Here is a 26,271-nt window from a genome sequence, read left to right on the forward strand (position 1 = left end):
CCCCTTAATCGCCAGTGTATTGCCACCAGCAGTACGTGGTCTAACGCTTAAATATCGTAGCGACCTTCTTTGATTTGCTGGAGCTGTTCAGCCAGCACCTTCGCCAGTGGTTCGGCTTCTTCTTCATCATCAAGATTGTCGATGAGCGTCAGATTCGACTCACCCGCACGGCGGGCATAAACCCCATACGCTCGCTGGCCGGAGATATCGGTGACCGAAGTCTGAGAGTGATCGCAGATGATATTGCCGTGACGGTCTACCGGCCCGAAGCTGATGGCTTCATAATCCGCATCGTGGCCCAATGGTAAATCGCGCAAAACAAACAGGCGTAATGGGAGAACGTCGTACTCAGCACCACATTTTGCTGCCACATCCAGATCGTTAATTTCACGGAGAAAATCTTTCGCTACCACCGAGTCAGAATGCATCCGGTAAATGGTCGATGCGGCCCAGATTGCACCAGCATAAAATTGTGATTCTTCTTTTGTCATTTAGCACCTGCTCTTATTGTCATGGGTATGCCGGTCGAACGGTATCCCCGTGCAGACCGTCAGTAAACGGTTATTTCCTTTGCGCAGCAGTCGCATTGGTATTCGTTGATACCACCAGTTGCGACCCAGTTTATTGCGCCGCAGCGGCAACTCAACAGCTGGCGCATACCAGGAGCAAGTGCCCGCTCTGAAAACGACTCAACCGGGACTTCGCCCGGGTAGTAGTAACCTTTTATCAGCTTGCTGCGTGAATGCCCGTCAGTGTCGGTGTAATGCAGATACACCTTCCGGGTATAAATCATACCCGAGTCAGTGCCGAACTGCGTTTTCAGAAGCATACATATCCTCCAGACGCTGAATACATTGTTGTGCGGCCTTATCAAGTAGTTCAGCCGTGGGTTCATCATAGATGCCACGTACCAGCAGACCAAATATTTCCGGGTCTACAGACAAATCGTACATGCATACGCGAACGCCAAGCGCTGTACGTAGCGCATAGACATGGCGGTTAGGCTTTCCGCCGATACCGGTGACTGACGCGACATTTTCAAAATTACCAGGGTTAACCAGGTTAATCACGGGGCACGATATACACTCAGGGATCCGCTTCAGAGCCACAGCATCCAGATACAGGCTGTGGCCCACTTTCAGGTTTTTTGGCAACGCTTGCAACGGCATGGCTTCGAGGGCCAGATTTTCTTCAAGATGCAGGTTATCCGGCAAAGTGGTAATACGGGTGTTTGACAGCATCATACTGCCAGCTACTTTCAGCGTATCCGGCAGATAGGCGATATCAGTACACATGATGTCCAGAACGCGGCCCACCGTCAGATTTTCCGGCAGATACTTAAGACGTGAAGAATTCGCCATGAGCGTACCGGTAATGGTCAGGTTGTCAGGGAGAGATTCCAGCTCAGAGTAGCTGATAAACAGATTGCGGGCCACCAGCCCGGCAGGGATGCTATGAATGCCCGACAGAATGGTCAGGGTGTTCGTCACGGTCAGATTCGCGGGAATATAGTCGCAGGGAATTGCCGGATCTTCTGGCTCAAGCGTAAACCCGACACGAAGATCGCCTTCAACGATGATTCGTCCGTCCTGAAGGGTAAAGGCCACACCATTCGCTGCCAGTTTATCAATGAAGTCTGTCATATCGGTTTCCTTTTAATGGCCCGACGAGCCGGGCCGGAGGTTCAGAGTTTGCTGACAAAGTTCTGCTGCGTGAACAGGTACATATCGCCCTGCTCATTGAACATGCACAGATTTTCGAGGATGCGCTTTTCAATCCAGACGACCGGCTTTTCACGCATATCCTTCGCGAGCGAAAAGGTGTTTCGCAGCCGGGTAATGCGGTGCTGATCATTGATTGCCTGGTGAATTGCGGCCTTTGACGCTGCCGCCTGCTTTTTTACGTTGTTGCGGGCACACCATAATTCGCCACTAGCGGCTGATGCCCGCGCTGCTGGCTGACGTGAGGAGTCCAGTTGGTCATAACGTAAGAGATTCGGCATGATGCCCCCTGTCATAGTTTTGTCGTTATTGACCTATTATCTGGCAGGTGGGGCTGGTGACGAAGGGCGCTGAGGTTGTCTGATGGTTAAAAGATTGCCGTTAGTGTTCCATATGGTATAATTGAATTACCAAATGGGAGGGCTAGTTATGACGATGAAAGTTTTTTCTCCAGACGTTACCAAAACGAATCAGCACTGCTTATGGCAGGTTGCTGGGCTGGATAATGACGGTATCGCGCTGATGGATAAAATCAATCACGGTCTCGATGGCACAGTAGCTAAGCACATTTCTGAATGGGCTAACATCACGCCGTCTGAGCTGCGCAAAATGTCGGGTATACCTAATACGACGTTTAATCGTAGCATCAAAGACCGTTTCACTGCCGATCAGAGCGAACGTCTGGTGCGCATTATCCGCGTAATTGAACGCGCTGTAGAGCTGTTTGAAGGTGACAAAGAAGCGGCGCACAAATGGCTGAACGAAGCGAACCGTGGTCTGAGCTGGAAATCACCGGCAGAGCTTGTTTCTTCTGAGACAGGTGCGCTTGAAGTGATGCGCCTGATTACGCGTATTGAGCACGGGGTATACTCGTGATCCTTTACCGACTGACCAAGACCCGTTATCTGATGACTGCGTGGTCTGGTCTGGGTGCGAAAGAAGCGGGGGGCCGCTGGAACAGCGTAGGCACTGCAATGGTCTACCTGTCTGAAACGGCCAGCCTTACCATGCTTGAAACGCTGGTACACATTCACGCGCCGCAGTTACTGGACGACTTTACACTGCTGAGTCTTGATGTACCGGATGATCAGATCCAGACCTTCGACATGAGCCGTCTCCCTGATAACTGGGCGAGTGAGGATGCTCCTGCTGAGCTGGCGCTCTACGGTGATAACTGGGCTGAAAGCGGTTCTTCTATCGCGCTGCGTATTCCAAGTGCGTTGTCTCCGGTTGAATTTAACTACTTGCTGAATCCGGCACACCCTGAACTCTTTGACCTGATGGCTACGGTTAAGAAAATTCCGTTCCGGTTTGATTCCCGCCTGAAATAACACACAGGCAACTCCCCGGCATTGACGAACTGAGGTGTCTCTGATGATTCAGAAAGCGAAAGTCGCTAAAGCGTTTATCTCTGTAATTGCCTTGTTCGCCTTTGTCTACTGGGGACTTGATCCCGATTCAATTTGTCAGGCAGTTGGTGACGCATCTCAAACCTGCGGTTACTCCGGCAAGAATGGCGATGCGAGTCTGGTTGGTTCCGTGTTTGCTCTGATGCTGACGGTGTTGGCGGGTGCGATGCTTTGGGCGTGGGTCAGGAAAGGCTAATCAGAACTCTTGCAACTCCCTCCGTGATGCCGGGTGACGCTCCTCACTGAGCGCCACCAGTCAGTCATTACAAACGGGTTGATGATTCAATCGCGGGCGGAAGGCTACTATTCAGCGCGTCGAACCCGCCAAATGCCCGGCCCTCTTTTGTCAGCACCAGATGCATCGGCGTTTCGTTGATATTACGGGCGATGTAATCGTTGATGAATGCCCGCGCCTGATCGGCATTTTTAACCTCTGCTGTTTCCGGCATGGAGTTATGGGAACGATTAAAGACGACAGAGACATAATTCCCTTCAATTCTTACCGGGCGAGTCGATACGGTGAGTTTCATGGTCATTTTCCTGTAGTGAGTGTTGTGTGTATTGGTGTTCTGCCACTATCTACTGCAACGTTGCGGCCACAGGGCGAAGAATTGCTATCGCCTTTGATAACGCCTGCCGCTCACCACCATCAAGGATTCTGACTGCTTCTACGCAAGCCGCTTCTGCTGTATCAGCACGTTCTACCAACGTCCTGACGGTATTTTCATATGATCCGCAATCAGGCTCCTGATTGCTGTCTTCGCTCAGCGTGTTCCATGACTCAGTGAGGTTAACTGCAACAGCGACCAATTGGTCAGTGCTGATATCACCTTTTACGCAACGGCAGGCCACTTCAGCGCCCAGACGTTCAGCAATGTCGTAGTACCAGACTCCCGGTTCTTCAGATGCCTGATACGCAGGTTCGCAGGCTTTACAGATCTGCTCTGCGGCATCCAACATCCAGTGAGCACATTCAATTTCGCCACCAGCCAGCGTTTCACAGATCATTGTCTGTACGCTGTCACAGTTGAAGGTGAGGGGGATAGGATTAGCCACTGATAATGCGGTCAGACGGGAGACTTCATGCTGGAAGCCCTGAAACATGAACATGGCGCAGATAGCTGGATTTAACATGGTAGACCCCTGTAGTTATGTGTGTTGTTCGTTTTGTTTACATAACCAGTTAACCACGCTCCCCGCAGGTGACGAAGGCTTTCGGGGCAGAAAATTCACAAAAAAAACCGACCATTAAGGCCGGTTATGATCTGGAGTATATGGGGCTGAAAACCGCGTTATGCCTTCACTTTCGCCATAAACAGCTGCATGGTTTCTTCAGCAAGCGGAGTGCCAACCTGCTCAAGAACATACTCCGCGACATGCGGGGTGAGAATGAAGTCGATAAACTCCGGCAAGGACATGCTGTTCAGGCTCGGTAGCTGTCTGGACAGTGCATTCTGGTAATTTTCCACTTCACCCAGTTTGCGCTCGGGCCAGCCCACCAGCTCAGGGTGCTTTTCCTTAAGTGCGAGGCCGCGCTCCGGGAAACTGTTACTGATGGGGTGTCTGGCGAGGGTGGGGATCAGGAGATTCGCCAGAAAATCCACTTTCTCGTAATCAAGACAGACAGAATTCATATAGGTTTACCTCTTGCCACTGGCTATGATGTTCGCTTGCTATCTGGAAAACTCTACCAAAGCGGCTGGCGATATCTCATTGAAAACGCCAGCAGAATGCGGTCATTTCCAGCAGGAGTTACCCCATCTGATAACTGTCATAAGATGCCCCGCAGGCTTCCACCAGCGCATCCAGATCACCGGTAAACTCTCTGGCCCGCTTCATCAATGCACGGTGTAATTCCGCTGGTGGAATGTCATCGCTACTCTTCGCCGGGTATTCAACACTGAACGCGATGGTAAACGCATGGCTATACCACGGCCCGGCATTCTGGTTTTCAAAGCGGGCCATCAGCTGGCTTTCGGTTGTATCGGTAGCAAATGTATCGAGGTGGACGACATCGACCGGCACGTTGAGTGCCCCGGCAGTGGTTGATGCCAGCTGCCGGGCTTCGTCTCCTCGCTCTGGTGGTGCGCAGTAGAGACATTTCCCGTTCAGTACCACCAGCGTCTGACCGTAGGTCGTACTGACGATACTCACGGTGTTAGCCGGTTGCGGGTGTGTGGTTGCAGTGTGCTGCATGGTGTTCTCCATTAGGTCACTCACATGGCAACCAGCTTACCCGGCACAATTCAGCTGACGAAATCAGGACGGACTGGTGTATATCGTTCGCAAAATAAAGATATTTTTTATCATCAGCACCGGTAGTTACGGGGCAAATTGCAGGTATCCGGTACAATGGTGATATGAAGGGCATTACATGCAGAATCGTGTGGCCCGGCAGACGGATACCGAATATCAGCAGAAGGAACCAGGACAATGCAGGAACTCGACTTTGACCATATCCAGATAAACCTGAACCCGCGAGCGTGTGCTGTCACACCTATCCCGGAAGACCTGAAAAGGGAGCTGGCTTATCTGGGCGCTATCGCAGAGAGAAAGAAATTCGCGGCAAGCCTGATTGTTAATCTCTACAACCCGGACGTTTGCGGGGCGAATATGTACAAACTCACGGCCTATTGCCGTAACGAGTCATGCGATACCCTTCGCGATGGCATGATGACCCTGATACAGCTTTGTGCATACATGGAGTCACATGAGATCTATGGCGAGACGTTTGTCAAAAAGCTGATTAAACAATGGGAGTTTCGTAAGTAGTCTGCTGCTTCAAAATACCTTTCTGACAGGGCGCTATGTGCGCCCTTTTATTTTAAAAAAACGGGAAGGTCTTGCCCGGGTATTACCTGCTATTTTCAACTACCAAACCACAACGGCAGAAGAAAATTGACCAGTCGAAGCAATTCGACCAGGAGTTCGACATACAGGAAATGGAAGTCTTTCATAACAGTCTCTTCATATAATTGGCTCGACAAAATCGTTGCATCACGACGATCGCAGGTGTGAGGTTTGTTTTCTTCGTGGGGGTTGTCAGCTATCACGACATTGAGGCAGGCAAGCGCAGGTGTCACAGTTTCGGGTATATTTTATGCTGGTGGGGTGACCACCAGCTGCGGGTATAGTTACTTAATGGTTTTCAGGAGGGTGAACTTGGTTTTGCACCGGGTGCATTGCGCTTTCAGAGACCCGGAGCGCACCTGTTTCAGTTTCCCGGCGCACTGGGTACAGGCTACGTCCTTCACACGTTGTGCCATTCGCTCATCCACAGCGAGTGTTTTGGTCGGGTTATGCTTACGCTTGGGAGCCTTCAAAAGCCCCAGCGCCCGCAACGTGGCTTTGTACTCCCGGGTGATCCATTGACCGTCGCGCTCATAGTGCAGGCCATCCCCCATCATATCGCCAAGCTGTATCAGCCGCTGATGCAGCACTTTTTCTTCTTCAGGACTCATATACCGTGCTCTCTTTAAATTATTGAGACGGAACCGAGCCGATTGATACCTCATATGAGGCCACCAGCGTCTTTACTGGCGTTTCAACGAAGCTGACGCTCTGCTGAGTAGAGTCGAATGAGAATCGCGTCCAGCGCCCCACAGAGCGCGATCCTGAAGCTTTCGCTATGACCGTCCCGTTCGCGCATCTCCAGAAGGGCATCCAGCTCGTTATCGTCAATCGGCAGTGGCCCGGAACAGAAGGTTTTCACCATGTCAGAGGTGTCAGGGTTTATACCTGCAATGCGCAGGATATCGGGAACCTCAGACCGGTAGATCACCGGTCGGCCTGATGGCGGTGTCCACGTTATCGGCTCTATCTTCAGTTGCGGTAAGCCAGCACCGGCGAGGGCGTTATTCAGATCGTCTATAAGCACGACATCCGCTCCTGAAGGAGGATGTACGCCGAGGGCCGCAGGGATTTCGACAGAGATATTGTGCATGGCGTTTACCTCAGTGAAGGACGTGATTAACCAGCGACGGGGGGATATCGAGTGACCCGACACTCCAGCCATTGGCAGTTGTCGCAATAAGATCTGGCCGGAACCCACCCCAACCCGTCACACGGCCCGAATCGTTGACCACCACCACCAGCGGCGCACCGGTATTTTGTGTCAGGCGAACGAGATCTGCGTTGTCCACCAGCGGGATCTCATTCACGTCCACCCCAGCCAGAGAAAAGCGGGTAAGCGTCATGCGACATTTCGGACAATCAGGGGCAGTAAACACAGTAATTTTCATTGGGATAGCCTGGTGTATACGGGATATATTCATTATCCCAGCTTTCCGCTTCTGACGAAGCGTTGCGCGGGTAATCAGAGCGTAAGCAGGTAAGATATTGTTGGGGCCATCCTGCAACATCAGTTGCGCCAGTTGCCTGGCTATTCGTCGCTCTCTCCATTAGAGAAAATAAACCAAATAAGCAGAACGCCTCCGACCCACATTCCAACAAAGAGGCAAATACCGATCAGGTCATAGACGTATTGTGGGATTTCATTCATAACGCATCCTCATTAATAATTTGTATTCAGCCTTAAACCGGTCATTTCATTAACCGAATCCGGTCTATCAAAGCGCTACCCTGCGTTGCATTCAGCCCCTCGTGCCGGTGAGTCAGGAACAGGGCAGGGCAGTCAGTTGGAAAGAGTCGAGCGGTATCGTCCACGAAGGTGTAATGCTGTAGGCCGAACCGTTTAACGACCGCCATGCATTCGTGATAACGCACGTGGTTATTCACCAGCCCATCCAGATCGGGATTGAGTCCAGCAATCCGATCGCGTATACCCGCAGGGAAATGACTCAGCACCATCTCCCGGGGTACGCCGGTACGCCAGTTTGTGGAAAGGATAATTCCCGTCTGCGGGCATTGCGTCAGCACGTGATCCAGCACAGGCATAAACTCCAGTGACCCGTTTTCCGCCCGGTGGAGTACACCGTCGATGTCCAGGAAAATCCAGTGACGACGGGCATCTATTTCCAGCCAGAACTCGCCCGCAGAGCGCCGGGTCGACATACAATCTATATCGTCCTGACAGGTAAACCTGACTAACCACTTCTGTAATAATCGGAACATAGAGGCCTCTCGCGGTAGTTGACTATATGCAGAACCGGCAACCATCAAAATCATACGGATTCTGTTGCCATGAAATACGGCCACACCCGGGGCAATTCCAGCGAGTCAGCCCCTTTGACTGTCGGCGATTTTGGCGTTTCAGCCAGGCAGGCATCAGCAGACCGGCCCCCTGCGTCATTTTACGGCGGTCTATCCGCTCAACACTGAAGGTAGGGCGCTTTGCAGCGTCAGGGATGTGATGGGGTAACCAGACGACATCAGGTCTATCTGCCTGTGGTGAGTCAAAAACTCTGGCAAGGGAAAAATCCGTGGTAGTACCCGCATCAGCCAGCCAGAACAGATCGTTTCCGTCCCATTGGCCATTAACGAAGCCGACATATTTGGTGGCGCTTTCGGAGAGAATGGTTTTTCCCGGTACAAACTGATGATCAACATGAAACACGAGATGGCGGTCGACTGCATCGGCATCAACCGGCAGGTCAAACTCCCGTCCCGTATTCCATGCGCGTTGTGCTTCCTCGCGGGTGTAAACCCGGGCATTACGCTGATCGGTGCTGTAACCTCTGCCGTGATGGCTATGAAAAGCGGTATTGCTACCAACGGTGTCACGCAAGCTGACCAGATGGCACTGTTGCAAATAGTCGGTGGTGATAAACTTATCATCCCCTTTTGCTGATGGAGCTGCACATGAACCCATTCAAAGGCCGGCATTTTCAGCGTGACATCATTCTGTGGGCCGTACGCTGGTACTGCAAATACGGCATCAGTTACCGTGAGCTGCAGGAGATGCTGGCTGAACGCGGAGTGAATGTCGATCACTCCACGATTTACCGCTGGGTTCAGCGTTATGCGCCTGAAATGGAAAAACGGCTGCGCTGGTACTGGCGTAACCCTTCCGATCTTTGCCCGTGGCACATGGATGAAACCTACGTGAAGGTCAATGGCCGCTGGGCGTATCTGTACCGGGCCGTCGACAGCCGGGGCCGCACTGTCGATTTTTATCTCTCCTCCCGTCGTAACAGCAAAGCTGCATACCGGTTTCTGGGTAAAATCCTCAACAACGTGAAGAAGTGGCAGATCCCGCGATTCATCAACACGGATAAAGCGCCCGCCTATGGTCGCGCGCTTGCTCTGCTCAAACGCGAAGGCCGGTGCCCGTCTGACGTTGAACACCGACAGATTAAGTACCGGAACAACGTGATTGAATGCGATCATGGCAAACTGAAACGGATAATCGGCGCCACGCTGGGATTTAAATCCATGAAGACGGCTTACGCCACCATCAAAGGTATTGAGGTGATGCGTGCACTACGCAAAGGCCAGGCCTCAGCATTTTATTATGGTGATCCCCTGGGCGAAATGCGCCTGGTAAGCAGAGTTTTTGAAATGTAAGGCCTTTGAATAAGACAAAAGGCTGCCTCATCGCTAACTTTGCAACAGTGCCCGTAGATTTACGTGCATAGCCGATTTTCATTCTTTTCTCGCTAATTAGTTATGGGGTTATTGTTATGTTGATACAGTAACGAGTTTTGTTACATGAGGGGAGTCATTTTTCGGGAGAAGTCAGGACTTTTCAAGACTGTCACAAAAACCATCGTTTTTGATACATTAATTTAACCAATAGGTTGCAGATCAAATCGCCTGTAACAGCCTTTCTGGCTGTTTGTCGTTTTCAGAAGACGGCTGCACTGAACGTCAGAAGCCGACTGCACTATAGCAGCGGAGGGGTTGGATCCATCAGGCAACGACGGGCTGCTGCCGGCCATCAGCGGACGCAGGGAGGACTTTCCGCAACCGGCCGTTCGATGCGGCACCGATGGCCTTCGCGCAGGGGTAGTGAATCCGCCAGGATTGACTTGCGCTGCCCTACCTCTCACTAGTGAGGGGCGGCAGCGCATCAAGCGGTGAGCGCACTCCGGCACCGCCAACTTTCAGCACATGCGTGTAAATCATCGTCGTAGAGACGTCGGAATGGCCGAGCAGATCCTGCACGGTTCGAATGTCGTAACCGCTGCGGAGCAAGGCCGTCGCGAACGAGTGGCGGAGGGTGTGCGGTGTGGCGGGCTTCGTGATGCCTGCTTGTTCTACGGCACGTTTGAAGGCGCGCTGAAAGGTCTGGTCATACATGTGATGGCGACGCACGACACCGCTCCGTGGATCGGTCGAATGCGTGTGCTGCGCAAAAACCCAGAACCACGGCCAGGAATGCCCGGCGCGCGGATACTTCCGCTCAAGGGCGTCGGGAAGCGCAACGCCGCTGCGGCCCTCGGCCTGGTCCTTCAGCCACCATGCCCGTGCACGCGACAGCTGCTCGCGCAGGCTGGGTGCCAAGCTCTCGGGTAACATCAAGGCCCGATCCTTGGAGCCCTTGCCCTCCCGCACGATGATCGTGCCGTGATCGAAATCCAGATCCTTGACCCGCAGTTGCAAACCCTCACTGATCCGCATGCCCGTTCCATACAGAAGCTGGGCGAACAAACGATGCTCGCCTTCCAGAAAACCGAGGATGCGAACCACTTCATCCGGGGTCAGCACCACCGGCAAGCGCCGCGACGGCCGAGGTCTTCCGATCTCCTGAAGCCAGGGCAGATCCGTGCACAGCACCTTGCCGTAGAAGAACAGCAAGGCCGCCAATGCCTGACGATGCGTGGAGACCGAAACCTTGCGCTCGTTCGCCAGCCAGGACAGAAATGCCTCGACTTCGCTGCTGCCCAAGGTTGCCGGGTGACGCACACCGTGGAAACGGATGAAGGCACGAACCCAGTGGACATAAGCCTGTTCGGTTCGTAAACTGTAATGCAAGTAGCGTATGCGCTCACGCAACTGGTCCAGAACCTTGACCGAACGCAGCGGTGGTAACGGCGCAGTGGCGGTTTTCATGGCTTGTTATGACTGTTTTTTTGTACAGTCTATGCCTCGGGCATCCAAGCAGCAAGCGCGTTACGCCGTGGGTCGATGTTTGATGTTATGGAGCAGCAACGATGTTACGCAGCAGGGCAGTCGCCCTAAAACAAAGTTAACCCAGGATGAGAACCTTGAAAGTATCATTGATGGCTGCGAAAGCGAAAAACGGCGTGATTGGTTGCGGTCCAGACATACCCTGGTCCGCGAAAGGGGAGCAGCTACTTTTTAAAGCATTGACCTACAATCAGTGGCTTCTGGTGGGTCGCAAGACGTTTGAATCTATGGGCGCACTCCCCAATAGGAAATACGCGGTCGTTACCCGCTCAGGTTGGACATCAAATGATGACAATGTAGTTGTATTTCAGTCAATCGAAGAGGCCATGGACAGGCTAGCTGAATTCACCGGTCACGTTATAGTGTCTGGTGGCGGAGAAATTTACCGAGAAACATTACCCATGGCCTCTACGCTCCACTTATCGACGATCGACATCGAGCCAGAGGGGGATGTTTTCTTCCCGAGTATTCCAAATACCTTCGAAGTTGTTTTTGAGCAACACTTTACTTCAAACATTAACTATTGCTATCAAATTTGGAAAAAGGGTTAACAAAGCTATGCAATCGACGGCAAAAAGCTTCGTTCGCTTCGCGCACTACGCCTTTTCCGCGATTGATAGCGACGTTATGTGAATATTGAAATGAGCATTCCAAAGAAAGGAAGTAGAAAAATTATCGTGGGCGAAAATGAGTTTTTGTGGCTCATTAGGTCAAAACTCACATATTCGCAGGACTGTTTAGGTACAGAAATGACTGCGGTCGTTGAACCGGATGCCGGTCCTCACTGATGAAGAAGTGAACACCGTACGGGAATCGTGCCGGCAGCTTGGAGCTATCGGCCGGAACCTCAACCAGGTGGCCAGGGCCTTGAACATCGAGTTCAGGGAAAGTGACAAGCTCAAGCAAGAGGCCATCGAAAAACTGGCCGAACGGATCGACCAGCATTTGGACCATGTGTCTGAGCTGTTCGATAAGACCTGGAGCCGGTGGCACGATTGTCATTTTCAGAAGACGACTGCACCAGTTGATTGGGCGTAATGGCTGTTGTGCAGCCAGCTCCTGACAGTTCAATATCAGAAGTGATCTGCACCAATCTCGACTATGCTCAATACTCGTGTGGGCTCTGTTGCAAAAATCGTGAAGCTTGAGCATGCTTGGCGGAGATTGGACGGACGGAACGATGACGGATTTCAAGTGGCGCCATTTCCAGGGTGATGTGATCCTGTGGGCGGTGCGCTGGTATTGTCGCTATCCGATCAGCTATCGCGACCTTGAGGAAATGCTGGCGGAACGCGGCATTTCGGTCGACCATACGACGATCTATCGCTGGGTCCAGTGCTACGCCCCGGAGATGGAGAAGCGGCTGCGCTGGTTCTGGCGGCGTGGCTTTGATCCGAGCTGGCGCCTGGATGAAACCTACGTCAAGGTGCGGGGCAAGTGGACCTACCTGTACCGGGCAGTCGACAAGCGGGGCGACACGATCGATTTCTACCTGTCGCCGACCCGCAGCGCCAAGGCAGCGAAGCGGTTCCTGGGCAAGGCCCTGCGAGGCCTGAAGCACTGGGAAAAGCCTGCCACGCTCAATACCGACAAAGCGCCGAGCTATGGTGCAGCGATCACCGAATTGAAGCGCGAAGGAAAGCTGGACCGGGAGACGGCCCACCGGCAGGTGAAGTATCTCAATAACGTGATCGAGGCCGATCACGGAAAGCTCAAGATACTGATCAAGCCGGTGCGCGGTTTCAAATCGATCCCCACGGCCTATGCCACGATCAAGGGATTCGAAGTCATGCGAGCCCTGCGCAAAGGACAGGCTCGCCCCTGGTGCCTGCAGCCCGGCATCAGGGGCGAGGTGCGCCTTGTGGAGAGAGCTTTTGGCATTGGGCCCTCGGCGCTGACGGAGGCCATGGGCATGCTCAACCACCATTTCGCAGCAGCCGCCTGATCGGCGCAGAGCGACAGCCTACCTCTGACTGCCGCCAATCTTTGCAACAGAGCCTCCGTCGCCATGCTCACCTCGCTTTGGTGCACACGAGTATTGAGCATAGTCGAGATTGGTGCAGATCACTTCTGATATTGAACTGTCAGGAGCTGGCTGCACAACAGCCATTACGCCCAATCAACTGGTGCAGTCGTCTTCTGAAAATGACACTGTTTGTATATAATCATGAAAAAATGGTGAGTAGAGTTTCAGGGTAACAGGGGATGCTTATGTCGGTTTTCCACAACTGGCTACTTGAGATCGCATGTGAGAATTACTTCGTCTACATCAAACGCCTTTCCGCCAACGATACCGGCGCAACAGGTGGTCACCAGGTAGGGCTTTATATCCCTTCAGGTATCGTTGAAAAACTCTTTCCGTCTATCAACCATACCCGTGAACTGAACCCTTCGGTTTTTCTCACCGCACATGTGTCATCGCATGATTGCCCTGACAGCGAAGCCAGGGCAATTTATTATAACAGCCGTCATTTTGGTAAAACCCGGAATGAAAAAAGGATTACCCGCTGGGGTAGAGGCAGCCCACTTCAGGATCCTGAAAATACAGGGGCTCTGACGCTCCTGGCTTTCAAGCTTGATGAGCAAGGGGGGGACTGTAAGGAAGTAAATATTTGGGTATGCGCCAGCACTGATGAAGAGGACGTCATTGAGACCGCTATTGGTGAAGTTATACCCGGAGCGCTTATATCCGGCCCCGCAGGACAGATTCTAGGCGGACTATCTCTACAGCAAGCGCCAGTAAATCATAAATATATTCTACCTGAAGACTGGCACCTGCGCTTTCCGTCGGGAAGTGAAATTATTCAGTATGCAGCCAGCCATTATGTGAAAAATTCCCTTGATCCGGATGAGCAACTTCTTGACCGCCGGCGCGTGGAGTACGACATATTTCTATTGGTTGAGGAACTGCATGTTCTGGATATCATCCGGAAAGGATTTGGCTCTGTGGATGAATTTATTGCGCTGGCCAATTCTGTCAGCAATCGCCGTAAATCCAGATCCGGGAAGTCGCTGGAACTGCACCTGGAGCATCTATTCATTGAGCACGGCCTGCGACACTTTGCGACGCAGGCCATCACAGAAGGTAATAAAAAACCCGATTTCCTTTTCCCTTCCGCAGGGGCTTACCACGATACTGAGTTTCCCGTAGAAAATCTGCGCATGCTGGCAGTCAAGACTACCTGTAAGGATCGCTGGCGTCAGATACTGAATGAGGCCGATAAAATTCATCAGGTGCATCTGTTTACACTCCAGGAGGGAGTTTCTCTGGCTCAATATCGGGAGATGCGGGAGTCGGGTGTCAGATTGGTCGTGCCATCATCTCTGCACAAAAAATACCCGGAGGCGGTGAGAGCTGAGCTAATGACGCTAGGTGCGTTTATTGCTGAGCTGACAGGGCTTTACGCAGATATTCCATAGATTATCTCCCGGCATAAATACCGGGAGGAGCGATCAGATTCGTTCAACCTTGCACGAATCGGCATTAACCGCTTTCAGGATATAAGGTTCAAGCAGTTTGGCTACGGCTTCAAACACGGGCACCACTACGGAGTTACCGAACTGCCTGTACGACTGAGTGTCTGACACAGGAATGCGAAAAGGCCTGCCATCTACTTTTTCAAAACCCATAAGGCGCGCGCACTCTCGCGGAGTCAGCCTGCGGGGCCGATGCGCCTGATTTTCTTCGTTCGCGAAGTCTGTTTCACCTGTGGCCATATCCCAGCCACGGTCTATCAGAATTTCAGACCCGTCTTTGTGATAGCGAGCAGAAAGCGTACGGGCAATGCTTTCTTTATTTTCAGGATTAACGAGGCCAAAACCGAATCCGTTACCCTTAGCTGCGTGCTTTTTGGCGTAGTTATAGAGATACTCCCAGAGTTTCGGCGTCAGTATATATTTGCTGTCAACCACGGGTTCCAGCAGTTCGCCAAATGACGGACGCTGTTCCGGATAAAAACGACTAATATCGCGCAGGGTAAAGCCCTGGTGAATGTTCAGATCACGGCGGAAACCGACCAAAACGATACGTTCTCGGTGCTGAGGTAAAAAGTGCTTTCCGTCGATAACTTTAGGATCGTTTTTGCCCATCTCAGCTGCATCCGCAACTTCATAGCCCAGTTCGTCGAGGGTATCCATGATGACTTTAAAGGTTTTACCCTTGTCATGGCTCTTCAGGTTTTTAACGTTTTCAAGAACAAAGATGGCAGGTTTTTTTGCGCGGATAATACGCGCCACATCGAAGAAAAGCGTTCCCTGAGCCTCACATTCGAAACCATGCGCGCGCCCGAGCGAGTTTTTCTTGCTTACGCCCGCAAGGCTAAACGGTTGACAGGGGAAACCTGCTAGAAGTACATCATGATCCGGCACATGCTCATTAATGTAAGCATAGGCATCGTTTTCAGGTACTTCAGGTTTATCACTGAGCGTGACTTCACGAATATCGAGATTGAAAGTGTGTTCCTGAGCATCGTTAAACCAGTTAGCTTTATATGTGCGCACAGCCTCTTTATTCCATTCACTGGTAAAAACGCACTGGCCACCGATGGTTTCGAAGCCCTTCCGTATACCTCCAATCCCAGCAAACAGGTCAATAAACCGGAAGGCATAGTCAGGGTGATGTGCAGGCGCTTCCGGAAGCATTTTTCGTAGAAGTTCCTCTTCGGCTAACGTCAGCGTCTTAGGTGAGCACTTACCATTAATCCAGCGATTAAGAGTCTCGCGACTCCACTCATTTTTACCAACTTTTCTAAGCAGTTCAGCCACGTACTTCTGGTCATAGATTTCCAGCACCTGCCCGAGCAGCTTTTTATCATTTTCCTGTCGCAGTTGTTCTTCCGCTTCTGCTTTCTCAAGCAGATCCTGCGCCAGTAATTCAAATTCAGACATATTGCCTCCATTGGGTCTTATGGGTGAAACTGTATCACTCATTTGACCCAGATTGAATGTTTTTATCTGGATATTTAAACAGGTTTATTGTTAGGTAACGCACGTTGGCCACGCTGGAGCGTCTTCTGGGCCTGCTGTCGGCCTTTGAGGTCGTGGTATGGATGACGGATGGCTGGCCGCTGTATGAACCCCGCCTGAAGGGAAAGCTGCACGTTATCAGCAAGCGTTACACTCAGCGCATTGAGCGACATAACCTGAATCTGAGACAACATCTGGCAAGGCTGGGACGGAAGTCACTGTCGTTCTCAAAATCGGTGGAGCTGCATGACAAGGTCATCGGGCATTATCTGAACATAAAACACTATCAGTAAGTTGGAGTCATTACCGGTTCTCTTTGTCTTTTAGTGATTCTATAAACCTCATTACGTCTGAATATAAAAATCTATTATTTGATTTATGTGGCTCATGAGGTTGTGGGATGGTCTTGTTTTTGAATGTGCCAGTTTTCTTAATGGCAAAGATTAACTCACCTTCTGTTATTCCTAACATTTCAGCAAATGTTTTTGCTTCTATAGTTACTGACTTCATTTAATTAACTCTCATGGTATCGATTTTCTTTACCGGCATCTTTAACAATGGTGCTCGTTTCTAGTGTTGCTGCGGTACGCTTCATCATCGTCTGCGGGGCGGTTGCGATAGTGAAGGAGCTGCCGGGCGTGAGCAAATCTATCAGGCGCTGGCCGCTGATAATCTCCATCCGTTCACTGGCAATACTGACAGATTTTGAACCTGCGCCGGTTTTCCCGGTATGGCAAAACAGACCGCGACAGTTATGACGTTTAAGCAACTTCTCGAACTCCTGTACGTGCTGTAAAGCAATATGGCCGCGATAGCGTTTAGCCTGAATAAGATAGCGATATTTTCCTATTATTACCTGGCCGTCAATGCCTCCATCGCCGGTATAGCGTTTGTTTCTGATGGTTCTGAAGCCATGCGCTTCAAATCCTTCCAGCAACAGTTCTTCAAACACAAAAGGATCAATTTTCCTCAGGTAGTCAATTTTTTGTGGGAAGCCCGGCAACGTCTTTATGCGCTCCAGCACCCGCCGCGCACTTTGCTGCTTCCTTTTGTGTCGCCTGTGCCGTACTGAACGCCGGAAGAATACAACGGCAAGCAGTGCGATGGCGCTGCAAGCCCATAGAATAAGGTTTTCTGTAGTGGGGAAGGGGATCATGGTCATAGTGGGCTTTCTGAGGGTAAAGAAAAGGGCGGTTAAACCGCCCTGGTGTTTAGCGACGGCTGTATACCTGCCACGAAGCGCTGCCTGACTGATTCTGGCAAATCCGCCCGTAAAGTACGGTGCCGGTCGAGTAGCGGGCGCCATTCAGATAGCAATAGCCGCTGGATTGCAGCAGTTCGTTGCGCAGCTTTTCTTCCTGCTTTGATAGCCGGGACTCCGCAGACTGCAAACGAACGGATAATTCGTTAATCTGGCGTTGCTGGTTATTCAGCTGGCTCTGCATCGCATTACCTTTATCCTGGCTGACGCAACCAGTTAAGAGAGCTGTACAGGCTAATGCACTTAATATTATTTTTTTCACGTTGGCTCCTTAAATTGAGATTATTCCTAGTTCGCCTATAAGCGAACTTTCCCGTATTTACTTATGATCTGGCTTATCATCGACTGGTTACTTCCACCTTCGCCATTATCCGGGCATTCATTAAGAAAAGCCTTCCTGGCATCCTTCGTGTGGTTGGGTAAAAAGCCGTGCTTGTTCTTTTTAACGATATTGAAGAAAGCAGCTTCAGCACTGTTACACTCGCTTCCGCCGCTATCGCCGGTGAGCTTGCCCGCCATGCACATAATAACTTTGCAGGGATCTTCAGCATGGCTGGCAGGAATATAAAGCAGACTACCAGCTGCTATCAGAGGTATTAAGAGTTTCTTCATTGTTTTGTCCTTAACAGTTTGTTCAGATATACACTCGCCAGAATGTTGATAACGGTAAGCAATATTAATAATAACGCTGCGTTATAAATAGATTTGTAACCTATATCGCCTGCAATATATTCGACAACAAAAACGAAAATCGTTAAAATTGTGTAAAACTTGATTAACTTTCCTGTAATTTTCTTAACAATATAAGCAACTGAATAAGAGCCGGATTTGATGATGCTGGCGAGTAACCTGATCGCATGGACACGAAATTTTCTAAAAATGGGCGGAATGGAAGATGCCTTTTTCTTCCTTCTGCTTTTTTGCCTTTCCGCAAAATCAATAAGTTCGCCCATTTTTATACCCTCCGGTTATATCTTCAGATCATCAAGTGATAAACCACTATCAAGCAGCTCTTTGAGCCATGTGGGTCGGCGGCCAGTCCCGGACCAGGTATTTTCTGCGTTCCTGGGGTCGCGGTATTTTGCTGGTCTATGTTCTCTGGGGTTGGCTACGCCCTGCATCTTCATGGCTTCCAGGCTAATGCCAGCGTCCAATTTTGCAGTTAGCCAGGCCGGGCGCTTCCCTATACCAGTCCACGTATTAAAAGGGTTATCCGGGTCACGATACACGGGTTCGCCTTTTGGTCGTTTTTCTGATTTCAGGGGAACCAGCATCACCTTCCTTCCTTCAGCGGTTTTCTTTTCGTTTCTTCTTGACACGATCTCATTAGCCCTTATCATAAACAAAAGTCGTCGAAATTACAATTACGCGGTGAAACATAAATGAGTAAACATCCAAAACTCCTGGTTCTCGCTCTGGCCTGCCTTGCTTGTGCTGGCCGTGCCAGTGCTGCGCCTGCCTCCGATGAAGTTGCCAGGCTTGCGCAGAGATGTGCGCCTGATGTTTCACCCTTAACGATGGCGTACATCGTCGGCCATGAGTCCTCAAATGGGCCGTACAGGATCAATATTAACGGTAGTATTCAGTTAAAACAGCAACCGCGTACTGAAGCTGAGGCCGTCAGCGTTGCGAAAGTTCTGCTGAAGGATAATAAAAGTTTTGATATGGGCCTTGCACAAATTAACTCAAATAATTTAGTGGGCCTGGGTCTTTCGGTTGACGATATTTTCAAACCCTGCATCAACCTGCGGGCGAGCCAGACCATCCTTAAAGCCTGTTATGATAGCGCCCTGAAATCCTACCCAGCCGGGCAGGTTGCGCTGAGACACGCGCTTTCCTGCTACAACACCGGCTCACTCACAAACGGGATTTCTAACGGGTATGTCACGAAAGTTATCAACGTGGCGCGTCAATCAACTGATTTGAAAATCCCTACGCTGCTACCTGACGGCCAGACCAGTGAGGACAGCACCGCGACTGAGCCTCAGCAGGCAAAAAGTACGGCGCCGCAGTATGACGGTGAACAAGATGTTTTTGGTTCGGGTGATGGCGATGCCTTCAGCCGAAATAATACGGATGCCTTTTTAACCAGACAGGAAACAGCGAAGGGGGAATGAGGTTATGGATGGAACGTTTGTACCTTGTATTGCAATCACAGATCCTGGAGCTATTTGAAGCAGGAAAAGTGAAGGAGGTAACGATAGAACGGGTTTCATTAAAGAAGTGGTATCCCGTTTTTCAGATAGACGATGAACAGCTGGGCCAGATCGCATGTTCCATTAGGGTTAACAAAGAGCATGAGCTACGAACCTGGGCTGATTTAAGGCTACTGGCAGAGTTTTTGAAAGATAAGTGTGGCGTTGAAGAATGCCGGTTAAATCTGCAATCAACAGAAGATAGTGAGTAAGGAGAAAGTATGACCACGTTGTTTAAGAAGTATGGCCCTGCGGTAGTTATGGGCGTTTTGTCCATTGCCCTGCCGCAAATTGCGCTGGCCGCTGGCACCGATACTGGTGAATCAACCGCTACATCAATCCAGACGTGGTTGAGCACATGGATTCCAATTGGTTGTGCTATTGCGATCATGGTTAGTTGCTTTATGTGGATGCTTCACGTAATCCCAGCCAGCTTTATTCCTCGTATCGTAATCTCGCTGATTGGTATTGGTTCTGCATCATTTCTGGTTTCCCTGACGGGCGTAGGAAGCTGAACAACGCGAAAAGGGGGGACTTTTGTCCCCCAAAGTGAGGACTACAAAGATGTTCGTTGACGGGAAAAGACCGCTTTTCAAAGGTGCGACTCGCTTACCTCGCGCGCTGGGTGTACCACGTAATGTAGCTATGATGATATTCATGATTTCTGCCTCGCTTTTTATGATTATTCATATGTGGGCGATTCTGGTGTTCGTCTTTTTGTGGATTCCTTCAGCTGCATTAACAAAATATGACGACCGCATGTTTCGAATTATGGGCCTGTGGTTGAAAACCAAATTCAGTAATTGGTTTGATTCTCCGTTTAAGCAGTGGGGAGGATCGTCTTATTCCTCTGTTGACTACAAACGTAAGGGTTTAAAATAATGAGAGCTGCCACCGCTACGAAGCCAAAAAAAATTGATGCCTACCGTAAGGAGCCATCAGTAAATAAAAAGTATTTGCCCTATTCTTATCACCTCAATGATTACGTGATTTCGATGGAAAACGGCGATCTGATGGCTTTTTTCAAGCTGGATGGCCGCACACATGACTGCGCATCAGATCGGGAACTGGTCACCTGGCATAAAGACCTTAATACGCTGGTCAAGAGCTTCGGAACAGACCATGTAGAGCTGTGGACGCATGAATATCACCATGAGGCTAAAGAGTACCCGGATGGTGAGTATGACCATTTTTTCCCTGCTTATGTTGATCAATATAACCGTAAGCTGCACGGTGATTCCAAGCAGCTGATTAATGACCTTTATCTGACCGTTATTTACAAACAGGTAGGGGATAAAACACAGAAGTTTCTGGCGAAATTTGAAAAGCCGACTCGTGACGAAATTCAGCAAATGCAGAATGAGGCGCTTGAAGGTCTGGAAGATATTTCTGAACAAATCCTGGAAGCAATGAAGCCGTATGGCATTCAGCAGTTGGGTATCTATTATCGTGACAAACGCGGTGTTGAAATTCCTGCGCCTGATAAAAAAGAACGTGAAGAACTTGCTGAAGTCGATGAATCAGACATTTTTGACGAAGCCATTGTTATCGAACGCAACGAGCCTGAACCTTCGCAGGCTCACGCTTATTCAAAAGCGCTGGAGTTCCTTTATTTCCTCGCAAATATGGAATGGGCCATCGTGCCTGTTTGCCGTGATCGTATCCGTGAGTACATCATGGACAACCGCCCTGTTAGCTCCCTGTGGGGGGATGTTGTCCAGATCAGAACGGTAGATCACAACTTCTATACCACCGGCATTGAATTTCGTGAATACGAAGAAGATACAGAGCCAGGCCAGCTTAACATGCTTAAAGAAGCCGATTTTGAATACCTTCTGACGCAGAGTTTTTCTTGCCTCTCTGAATCTTCAGCTAAAACGTTTCTGACGCATCAGGAAAAATCTTTGCAGGAAACGCGCGACCGTGCGCAAAGCCAGCTGGCACAGCTTGGTACTGCGCTCGATATGCTGACGTCCAGAGAGTTCGTGATGGGCTACCATCATGGAACCGTGCATGTCTGGGATAATGACCAAAACGCGGTACAGCGCAAAGCGCGTCGTGTGAAGGTTATGCTAACCGGCTGTGGCGTGGTTGGCGGGACTATCAGCCTGGCCTCTGAGGCTGCATATTATGCGAGACTGCCTGGCAACCAGAAATGGGCGCCGCGCCCGGTTCCGATAAACTCATGGAACTTCCTGCACTTCAGCCCGTTCCACAATTTTATGCGTGGCAAGCCTGACAATAACCCGTGGGGGCCAGCGCTGACCATGTTCCGCACGATCAGCGGTACGCCACTCTATTTTAATTTCCATGTGACCCCGCTTGAAGAACTTTCCTACGGTAAACGCCCGCTGGGCCATGCGTTAATAACGGGTATGTCGGGGGAAGGTAAAACCACGCTGCTTAACTTCCTGCTGGCGCAGTCAATGAAGTACAACCCGCGGCTTTTTGTTTATGACCGTGACCGCGGTATGGAGCCGTTCATTCGAAGCGTTGGTGGCTACTATAAAGTTCTGCAACAGGGTATGCCGTCCGGGTTTGCCCCGCTTCAGATTGAACCGACCAAACGCAATATTGCCCTCATTAAAAACCTGTTCCGCATTTGTGTGGAAACCACCAATAACGGGCCTATCAGCGCAACGATGGCTACCGAACTGGCTGAAGGCGTTGATGCGGTGGCACTGTTGCAAATAGTCGGTGGTGATAAACTTATCATCCCCTTTTGCTGATGGAGCTGCACATGAACCCATTCAAAGGCCGGCATTTTCAGCGTGACATCATTCTGTGGGCCGTACGCTGGTACTGCAAATACGGCATCAGTTACCGTGAGCTGCAGGAGATGCTGGCTGAACGCGGAGTGAATGTCGATCACTCCACGATTTACCGCTGGGTTCAGCGTTATGCGCCTGAAATGGAAAAACGGCTGCGCTGGTACTGGCGTAACCCTTCCGATCTTTGCCCGTGGCACATGGATGAAACCTACGTGAAGGTCAATGGCCGCTGGGCGTATCTGTACCGGGCCGTCGACAGCCGGGGCCGCACTGTCGATTTTTATCTCTCCTCCCGTCGTAACAGCAAAGCTGCATACCGGTTTCTGGGTAAAATCCTCAACAACGTGAAGAAGTGGCAGATCCCGCGATTCATCAACACGGATAAAGCGCCCGCCTATGGTCGCGCGCTTGCTCTGCTCAAACGCGAAGGCCGGTGCCCGTCTGACGTTGAACACCGACAGATTAAGTACCGGAACAACGTGATTGAATGCGATCATGGCAAACTGAAACGGATAATCGGCGCCACGCTGGGATTTAAATCCATGAAGACGGCTTACGCCACCATCAAAGGTATTGAGGTGATGCGTGCACTACGCAAAGGCCAGGCCTCAGCATTTTATTATGGTGATCCCCTGGGCGAAATGCGCCTGGTAAGCAGAGTTTTTGAAATGTAAGGCCTTTGAATAAGACAAAAGGCTGCCTCATCGCTAACTTTGCAACAGTGCCATATCCTGACCCTGAGCGGCGAAAGCTACCGCTTGAAGGACAAGAGGAAGGCGGGAGTGGTCAGGAAAAATTCCAAACCCGAATGATCCAGGTGGGTCAGTATTACTTTGGTGATTCAGGGGTAAAGTGGGTCAGTTTTCAGTTGGTGTTGACACCGGCGTACCCTCGGTGCTATCTTCGCGCCCCAATAGTCGGGGCTTGGCCAGGACTTCCTGAGGCCGTCCGTAACGTGGATGCCGAGGTCAGGCGAGGTGGCCGACCCATGAACGCCGACCTGATTCGTTTTTCAATAGCGCTGGACGTTGTGGTGCCAGGGACTTACCAACCCGATGTGTGCCCATCCGGGGCAGTTACAGCCGTTACAGCCTCTGGAGAGGGAGCGGCTTGCCGCTCGGTGATAATCCCAGCTGTAGCGGCCTGATTACATCCGGCCGCTACACCTAGCTCCACCTTCAAACAAGGAATATCGTTGATGTCACTGTATCGCCGTCTAGTTCTGCTGTCTTGTCTCTCATGGCCGCTGGCTGGCTTTTCTGCCACCGCGCTGACCAACCTCGTCGCGGAACCATTCGCTAAACTCGAACAGGACTTTGGCGGCTCCATCGGTGTGTACGCGATGGATACCGGCTCAGGCGCAACTGTAAGTTACCGCGCTGAGGAGCGCTTCCCACTGTGCAGCTCATTCAAGGGCTTTCTTGCTGCCGCTGTGCTGGCTCGCAGCCAGCAGCAGGCCGGCTTGCTGGACACACCCATCCGTTACGGCAAAAATGCGCTGGTTCCGTGGTCACCCATCTCGGAAAAATATCTGACAACAGGCATGACGGTGGCGGAGCTGTCCGCGGCCGCCGTGCAATACAGTGATAACGCCGCCGCCAATTTGTTGCTGAAGGAGTTGGGCGGCCCGGCCGGGCTGACGGCCTTCATGCGCTCTATCGGCGATACCACGTTCCGTCTGGACCGCTGGGAGCTGGAGCTGAACTCCGCCATCCCAGGCGATGCGCGCGATACCTCATCGCCGCGCGCCGTGACGGAAAGCTTACAAAAACTGACACTGGGCTCTGCACTGGCTGCGCCGCAGCGGCAGCAGTTTGTTGATTGGCTAAAGGGAAACACGACCGGCAACCACCGCATCCGCGCGGCGGTGCCGGCAGACTGGGCAGTCGGAGACAAAACCGGAACCTGCGGAGTGTATGGCACGGCAAATGACTATGCCGTCGTCTGGCCCACTGGGCGCGCACCTATTGTGTTGGCCGTCTACACCCGGGCGCCTAACAAGGATGACAAGCACAGCGAGGCCGTCATCGCCGCTGCGGCTAGACTCGCGCTCGAGGGATTGGGCGTCAACGGGCAGTAAGGCTCTGAAAATCATCTATTGGCCCACCACCGCCGCCCTTGCGGGCGGCATGGATTACCAACCACTGTCACATTTAGGCTAGGAGTCTGCGCGGCAGAGCCGTGTGACCGGTTTTCTGTAGAGCACTGACGATGGCGGCGGCGCTCTCTGCAATTGGCAAGGCGTCGGCGCCAAGGATACCAATCTTGCGGCGCGCGGCGTGTTATGACGACTGGGGTGCATTTGAGCCGCCCCATTTAACCTTCGCCCTCACAGATACGCCATTCGCCTCAGATTTAGCGCCATGCAGACGAGCTTCCACTCGGCTTGCACCTTGTCCAGGCCCCTCATGCTGAACTGACGCAATCCCATCACCGCCTTGATCCAACCATTCGGAGCCTCCACGATCGACTTGCGCCGGCGGTAAGCTGCATCGCCTTGCTCCGTTTTCAATTTCGCCGCAATCGCCGCCGTATGCGGATGGGTCTTGGCATTGACCTTGGCATCTTCACGTCCCTCGCGGCCGAGGGCAACGATGACATCGCCGTGGTGATCGGCGACCTTTGCCAGAACAGCCTCACTACGGAATCCCGCATCCGCCAGCGTCTGGGCCGGCATTTCTCCGGTGTTGGCCTGAACTGCTGCCAGCATGCCCAGCAGCGCCTGACTGTCCGCGGCGCAGTTGGTCAACTCCGCCGCCACGATGATCTGGTGCTCGGCATCGACCGCTGTGTACCCGTTGTAGCTCTGCTCGGAGCCACCACCGGCGTGTTTCATGATCCGGCTGTCCGGATCGGTGAAGCTTTCCTGATCACGGTCATCCGGCACACCAAACTCGCGTTTGTACGAGCCACCGCCCTTGTCCGAGCCATCCGGATGGCGAGGCCGGCGGCCATCGTCTTCGCTGCGCCCCCGGGCCTGGTCCGCTTCACGCTGGCGCGCTTCCAGGCGCGCCTTTGCCGCCTGGATCGCCTCCAGGCGCTTCTCGCGGCGAGAAATCTCGGCAGGAATGTCCAGCTCCGGCTCGTTACGCTCCTGGTCGTCGGTAGCCTTGGCGCGATCAAGCAGCGCCTTGATCTCGCAATGCAATTCGTCCTCGGCCGGCTTCATGCGCTTATAGCTCATCGCCTTGTGGCGGCTGGCGTTGGCTTTTACCTTGGTGCCGTCGACCGCGATCGTGCCAAGCTTCACCAGCCCACATTCGCGCGCCAGTTGCACCACCTGAACGAACAAATTCTCAAGCTCGGTCAGGTGTAGGGCACGGAAGTCACTCAGCGTGCGGTGGGCCGGGAAGTTTCCAGCGGCCAGCACACGCAACGCGACATCCTCGTACAGCTTCCTGGCTAGTTTGCGCGAAGAGAAGACGCCGCTCGCGTAACCATAGATCAGCACTTTGACCATCATCGCCGGATGAAACGGCTGATTGCCCGGACCACCGCCGGCATACCGGGCGTGGAATGCGCTCAAGTCCAGCGTATCGACAGTCTCGCTGATGAAGTAGGCAAGATGCCCTTCAGGTAGCCACTCTCCCAGAGAAGGGGGCAGCAGATAGGATTGGTCGGGTCGGTAAGGAAGGTAACTGGCAGCCATCCCCGTATCGTCCTCGATCTTCCGCCGATTTGGCTTCTGCCGCGCAGGCTCCTAGGCCACCGTAGCTAAACATACGAGAAAAACCGCTTCTTGAGCGCTCTCTGAGACCACCTTGCCGACAACGCAGAAACGGTTGCGGAAAAATCGGCGTTTCCGGCGTACGCCACCCGACCTGGACGAACTATTGCGGACCTGGAACTGGAGTAGCGGAATTCCCCGGGGTTTCAGCGTCGCGCCACAGCGCCTCAGATAGATGCGGTAGCCTTTGG

Annotated in this window: 37 protein-coding genes and 5 pseudogenes; 19 read left to right on the top strand and 23 right to left on the bottom strand. The window is 51.9% G+C overall.

All coding sequences use genetic code 11. The annotated features are described in order from the left end of the window. Positions 1 to 47: 47 nt before the first annotated feature. The 4 genes from C2U53_RS02510 to C2U53_RS02525 are packed head-to-tail and all read right to left on the bottom strand — an operon-like array spanning position 48 to position 2,002. Entirely contained in the window at positions 48 to 491 is a 444-nt protein-coding gene (locus C2U53_RS02510; protein ID WP_007372305.1) for a hypothetical protein, read from the bottom strand. A gap of 59 nt (positions 492 to 550) precedes the next feature. Continuing rightward, complete coding sequence (locus C2U53_RS02515) at positions 551 to 829, bottom strand: hypothetical protein (protein WP_007372304.1); 279 nt, start codon at positions 827 to 829, stop codon at positions 551 to 553. Next, positions 801 to 1,643, bottom strand: a complete 843-nt coding sequence (locus C2U53_RS02520; RefSeq protein ID WP_007372303.1) for a hypothetical protein — start codon at positions 1,641 to 1,643, stop codon at positions 801 to 803. Before C2U53_RS02520 ends, C2U53_RS02515 begins: the two co-directional genes overlap by 29 nt. Before the next feature lie 41 nt (positions 1,644 to 1,684). Then, positions 1,685 to 2,002 (bottom strand): hypothetical protein, encoded by a 318-nt coding sequence (locus tag C2U53_RS02525; protein ID WP_007372302.1) that lies wholly within the window; start codon positions 2,000 to 2,002, stop codon positions 1,685 to 1,687. 154 nt (positions 2,003 to 2,156) lie between these two features. Between C2U53_RS02525 and C2U53_RS02530 the strand changes: the two genes are divergently transcribed. From C2U53_RS02530 to C2U53_RS02540, 3 genes are read left to right on the top strand one after another with little or no spacing between them, the layout of a single operon-like run. Beyond that, the gene (locus tag C2U53_RS02530) at positions 2,157 to 2,597 is read left to right on the top strand and encodes an antitoxin Xre/MbcA/ParS toxin-binding domain-containing protein (RefSeq protein ID WP_007372301.1); all 441 of its coding nucleotides are present in this window, start codon (positions 2,157 to 2,159) and stop codon (positions 2,595 to 2,597) included. Further along, positions 2,594 to 3,052 (top strand): RES family NAD+ phosphorylase, encoded by a 459-nt coding sequence (locus C2U53_RS02535; RefSeq protein WP_007372300.1) that lies wholly within the window; start codon positions 2,594 to 2,596, stop codon positions 3,050 to 3,052. The genes C2U53_RS02530 and C2U53_RS02535 overlap by 4 nt, the downstream gene beginning before the upstream one ends. Before the next feature lie 43 nt (positions 3,053 to 3,095). Then, positions 3,096 to 3,326, top strand: a complete 231-nt coding sequence (locus C2U53_RS02540; protein WP_007372299.1) for a hypothetical protein — start codon at positions 3,096 to 3,098, stop codon at positions 3,324 to 3,326. A 67-nt stretch (positions 3,327 to 3,393) separates the two neighbouring features. Here C2U53_RS02540 and C2U53_RS02545 read toward each other — a convergent pair whose 3' ends face one another. From C2U53_RS02545 to C2U53_RS02560, 4 genes are all read right to left on the bottom strand, one after another. Continuing rightward, complete coding sequence (locus C2U53_RS02545; RefSeq protein ID WP_007372298.1) at positions 3,394 to 3,660, bottom strand: hypothetical protein; 267 nt, start codon at positions 3,658 to 3,660, stop codon at positions 3,394 to 3,396. Between the two features lie 49 nt (positions 3,661 to 3,709). After that, positions 3,710 to 4,264, bottom strand: a complete 555-nt coding sequence (locus C2U53_RS02550; RefSeq protein WP_007372297.1) for a hypothetical protein — start codon at positions 4,262 to 4,264, stop codon at positions 3,710 to 3,712. A gap of 158 nt (positions 4,265 to 4,422) precedes the next feature. After that, a complete protein-coding gene (locus tag C2U53_RS02555) occupies positions 4,423 to 4,764 on the bottom strand; it encodes a hypothetical protein (RefSeq protein WP_007372296.1) in 342 nt (113 codons plus the stop codon). Positions 4,765 to 4,882: 118 nt separating this feature from the next. Then, on the bottom strand, positions 4,883 to 5,326 hold the full coding sequence (locus tag C2U53_RS02560; protein ID WP_007372295.1) for a hypothetical protein: 444 nt from the start codon (positions 5,324 to 5,326) through the stop codon (positions 4,883 to 4,885). 237 nt (positions 5,327 to 5,563) lie between these two features. Between C2U53_RS02560 and C2U53_RS02565 the strand changes: the two genes are divergently transcribed. Next, positions 5,564 to 5,902 carry a hypothetical protein gene (locus tag C2U53_RS02565; protein ID WP_007372294.1) on the top strand — a complete coding sequence of 113 codons (339 nt, stop codon included), beginning with the start codon at positions 5,564 to 5,566 and terminating at the stop codon, positions 5,900 to 5,902. Between the two features lie 362 nt (positions 5,903 to 6,264). Here C2U53_RS02565 and C2U53_RS02570 read toward each other — a convergent pair whose 3' ends face one another. From C2U53_RS02570 to C2U53_RS02590, 5 genes are all read right to left on the bottom strand, one after another. Further along, entirely contained in the window at positions 6,265 to 6,591 is a 327-nt protein-coding gene (locus tag C2U53_RS02570; protein ID WP_007372293.1) for a hypothetical protein, read from the bottom strand. A gap of 83 nt (positions 6,592 to 6,674) precedes the next feature. After that, a complete protein-coding gene (locus tag C2U53_RS02575; protein WP_007372292.1) occupies positions 6,675 to 7,073 on the bottom strand; it encodes a hypothetical protein in 399 nt (132 codons plus the stop codon). Between the two features lie 10 nt (positions 7,074 to 7,083). Then, on the bottom strand, positions 7,084 to 7,371 hold the full coding sequence (locus tag C2U53_RS02580) for a hypothetical protein (RefSeq protein ID WP_016241556.1): 288 nt from the start codon (positions 7,369 to 7,371) through the stop codon (positions 7,084 to 7,086). Between the two features lie 301 nt (positions 7,372 to 7,672). Next, entirely contained in the window at positions 7,673 to 8,143 is a 471-nt protein-coding gene (locus C2U53_RS02585) for an HAD domain-containing protein (RefSeq protein WP_007372290.1), read from the bottom strand. 82 nt (positions 8,144 to 8,225) lie between these two features. Further along, positions 8,226 to 8,900 carry a hypothetical protein gene (locus C2U53_RS02590; RefSeq protein ID WP_246876120.1) on the bottom strand — a complete coding sequence of 225 codons (675 nt, stop codon included), beginning with the start codon at positions 8,898 to 8,900 and terminating at the stop codon, positions 8,226 to 8,228. Here C2U53_RS02590 and C2U53_RS02595 point away from each other — a divergent pair. Beyond that, entirely contained in the window at positions 8,891 to 9,595 is a 705-nt protein-coding gene (locus C2U53_RS02595) for an IS6-like element IS26 family transposase (protein ID WP_001067855.1), read from the top strand. The genes C2U53_RS02590 and C2U53_RS02595 overlap by 10 nt on opposite strands. A 474-nt stretch (positions 9,596 to 10,069) precedes the next feature. Here the strand turns inward: C2U53_RS02595 and intI1 are convergent, their stop codons facing one another. Further along, complete coding sequence (gene intI1, locus C2U53_RS02605) at positions 10,070 to 11,083, bottom strand: class 1 integron integrase IntI1 (protein ID WP_000845048.1); 1,014 nt, start codon at positions 11,081 to 11,083, stop codon at positions 10,070 to 10,072. Between the two features lie 155 nt (positions 11,084 to 11,238). On the opposite strand from intI1, the gene dfrA14 reads away from it, so the two are divergent. The 4 genes and pseudogenes from dfrA14 to C2U53_RS02625 all read left to right on the top strand — a co-directional run bounded on the left by dfrA14 (position 11,239) and on the right by C2U53_RS02625 (position 13,106). Continuing rightward, complete coding sequence (gene dfrA14 / locus C2U53_RS02610; protein ID WP_004201280.1) at positions 11,239 to 11,712, top strand: trimethoprim-resistant dihydrofolate reductase DfrA14; 474 nt, start codon at positions 11,239 to 11,241, stop codon at positions 11,710 to 11,712. 220 nt (positions 11,713 to 11,932) lie between these two features. After that, a pseudogene (gene mobC, locus C2U53_RS30225) lies at positions 11,933 to 12,046 on the top strand (plasmid mobilization relaxosome protein MobC); the annotation flags it as partial. Between the two features lie 103 nt (positions 12,047 to 12,149). Further along, positions 12,150 to 12,224: pseudogene (locus C2U53_RS30230) on the top strand (EAL domain-containing protein); the annotation flags it as partial. A gap of 117 nt (positions 12,225 to 12,341) precedes the next feature. Next, a complete protein-coding gene (locus C2U53_RS02625; RefSeq protein WP_001389365.1) occupies positions 12,342 to 13,106 on the top strand; it encodes an IS6-like element IS6100 family transposase in 765 nt (254 codons plus the stop codon). A 139-nt stretch (positions 13,107 to 13,245) separates the two neighbouring features. On the opposite strand, the pseudogene C2U53_RS29805 reads toward C2U53_RS02625, so the two are convergent. Beyond that, positions 13,246 to 13,311 (bottom strand): annotated as a pseudogene (locus tag C2U53_RS29805) (EAL domain-containing protein); the annotation flags it as partial. Between the two features lie 61 nt (positions 13,312 to 13,372). Between C2U53_RS29805 and C2U53_RS02640 the strand changes: the two are divergent. After that, positions 13,373 to 14,581 carry a type II site-specific deoxyribonuclease gene (locus tag C2U53_RS02640; protein ID WP_104445628.1) on the top strand — a complete coding sequence of 403 codons (1,209 nt, stop codon included), beginning with the start codon at positions 13,373 to 13,375 and terminating at the stop codon, positions 14,579 to 14,581. Positions 14,582 to 14,614: 33 nt separating this feature from the next. Here C2U53_RS02640 and C2U53_RS02645 read toward each other — a convergent pair whose 3' ends face one another. Continuing rightward, positions 14,615 to 16,048 carry a DNA cytosine methyltransferase gene (locus tag C2U53_RS02645; RefSeq protein ID WP_001288432.1) on the bottom strand — a complete coding sequence of 478 codons (1,434 nt, stop codon included), beginning with the start codon at positions 16,046 to 16,048 and terminating at the stop codon, positions 14,615 to 14,617. A gap of 98 nt (positions 16,049 to 16,146) precedes the next feature. Here C2U53_RS02645 and C2U53_RS02650 point away from each other — a divergent pair. After that, positions 16,147 to 16,419: pseudogene (locus C2U53_RS02650) on the top strand (IS1 family transposase); the annotation flags it as partial. 10 nt (positions 16,420 to 16,429) lie between these two features. Here the strand turns inward: C2U53_RS02650 and C2U53_RS02655 are convergent. The 6 genes from C2U53_RS02655 to C2U53_RS02680 are packed head-to-tail and all read right to left on the bottom strand — an operon-like array spanning position 16,430 to position 18,661. Continuing rightward, the gene (locus tag C2U53_RS02655) at positions 16,430 to 16,636 is read right to left on the bottom strand and encodes a hypothetical protein (RefSeq protein ID WP_001749967.1); all 207 of its coding nucleotides are present in this window, start codon (positions 16,634 to 16,636) and stop codon (positions 16,430 to 16,432) included. Positions 16,637 to 16,640: 4 nt separating this feature from the next. After that, a complete protein-coding gene (locus tag C2U53_RS02660; RefSeq protein ID WP_024181859.1) occupies positions 16,641 to 17,282 on the bottom strand; it encodes a restriction endonuclease in 642 nt (213 codons plus the stop codon). 55 nt (positions 17,283 to 17,337) lie between these two features. Beyond that, positions 17,338 to 17,649 (bottom strand): hypothetical protein, encoded by a 312-nt coding sequence (locus C2U53_RS02665; RefSeq protein WP_001452736.1) that lies wholly within the window; start codon positions 17,647 to 17,649, stop codon positions 17,338 to 17,340. 35 nt (positions 17,650 to 17,684) lie between these two features. Next, on the bottom strand, positions 17,685 to 17,999 hold the full coding sequence (locus C2U53_RS02670; RefSeq protein ID WP_001749965.1) for a TrbM/KikA/MpfK family conjugal transfer protein: 315 nt from the start codon (positions 17,997 to 17,999) through the stop codon (positions 17,685 to 17,687). Further along, the gene (locus tag C2U53_RS02675) at positions 17,996 to 18,340 is read right to left on the bottom strand and encodes a hypothetical protein (protein ID WP_001749964.1); all 345 of its coding nucleotides are present in this window, start codon (positions 18,338 to 18,340) and stop codon (positions 17,996 to 17,998) included. Before C2U53_RS02675 ends, C2U53_RS02670 begins: the two co-directional genes overlap by 4 nt. Positions 18,341 to 18,355: 15 nt before the next feature. Beyond that, on the bottom strand, positions 18,356 to 18,661 hold the full coding sequence (locus C2U53_RS02680; protein WP_000960954.1) for an H-NS family nucleoid-associated regulatory protein: 306 nt from the start codon (positions 18,659 to 18,661) through the stop codon (positions 18,356 to 18,358). A 108-nt stretch (positions 18,662 to 18,769) separates the two neighbouring features. On the opposite strand from C2U53_RS02680, the gene C2U53_RS02685 reads away from it, so the two are divergent. The 8 genes and pseudogenes from C2U53_RS02685 to C2U53_RS02725 all read left to right on the top strand — a co-directional run bounded on the left by C2U53_RS02685 (position 18,770) and on the right by C2U53_RS02725 (position 24,433). Further along, complete coding sequence (locus tag C2U53_RS02685) at positions 18,770 to 19,504, top strand: lytic transglycosylase domain-containing protein (RefSeq protein ID WP_001749963.1); 735 nt, start codon at positions 18,770 to 18,772, stop codon at positions 19,502 to 19,504. 8 nt (positions 19,505 to 19,512) lie between these two features. Continuing rightward, positions 19,513 to 19,794: a transcriptional repressor KorA gene (gene korA / locus C2U53_RS02690; protein ID WP_000440698.1), complete on the top strand. Its 282-nt coding sequence runs from the start codon at positions 19,513 to 19,515 to the stop codon at positions 19,792 to 19,794. A gap of 9 nt (positions 19,795 to 19,803) precedes the next feature. Then, on the top strand, positions 19,804 to 20,097 hold the full coding sequence (locus C2U53_RS02695; RefSeq protein WP_001749962.1) for a hypothetical protein: 294 nt from the start codon (positions 19,804 to 19,806) through the stop codon (positions 20,095 to 20,097). Positions 20,098 to 20,146: 49 nt separating this feature from the next. Further along, on the top strand, positions 20,147 to 20,464 hold the full coding sequence (locus tag C2U53_RS02700) for a VirB3 family type IV secretion system protein (protein WP_000496058.1): 318 nt from the start codon (positions 20,147 to 20,149) through the stop codon (positions 20,462 to 20,464). Beyond that, complete coding sequence (locus C2U53_RS02705) at positions 20,464 to 22,311, top strand: hypothetical protein (protein ID WP_246876121.1); 1,848 nt, start codon at positions 20,464 to 20,466, stop codon at positions 22,309 to 22,311. Before C2U53_RS02700 ends, C2U53_RS02705 begins: the two co-directional genes overlap by 1 nt. A gap of 11 nt (positions 22,312 to 22,322) precedes the next feature. Next, positions 22,323 to 23,027 (top strand): IS6-like element IS26 family transposase, encoded by a 705-nt coding sequence (locus tag C2U53_RS02710; RefSeq protein WP_001067855.1) that lies wholly within the window; start codon positions 22,323 to 22,325, stop codon positions 23,025 to 23,027. A 39-nt stretch (positions 23,028 to 23,066) separates the two neighbouring features. Further along, a pseudogene (locus C2U53_RS02715) lies at positions 23,067 to 23,165 on the top strand (AAA family ATPase); the annotation flags it as partial. Between the two features lie 386 nt (positions 23,166 to 23,551). Beyond that, the gene (locus C2U53_RS02725) at positions 23,552 to 24,433 is read left to right on the top strand and encodes a carbapenem-hydrolyzing class A beta-lactamase KPC-2 (RefSeq protein ID WP_004199234.1); all 882 of its coding nucleotides are present in this window, start codon (positions 23,552 to 23,554) and stop codon (positions 24,431 to 24,433) included. Positions 24,434 to 24,682: 249 nt separating this feature from the next. Here C2U53_RS02725 and C2U53_RS02730 read toward each other — a convergent pair whose 3' ends face one another. Then, positions 24,683 to 26,002, bottom strand: a complete 1,320-nt coding sequence (locus C2U53_RS02730; protein WP_004152397.1) for an IS1182-like element ISKpn6 family transposase — start codon at positions 26,000 to 26,002, stop codon at positions 24,683 to 24,685. Between the last annotated feature and the right edge of the window lie 269 nt (positions 26,003 to 26,271).

Source organism: Citrobacter sp. CFNIH10, assembly GCF_002934585.1.
GTDB classification, from domain to species: Bacteria; Pseudomonadota; Gammaproteobacteria; order Enterobacterales; family Enterobacteriaceae; genus Citrobacter_A; species Citrobacter_A amalonaticus.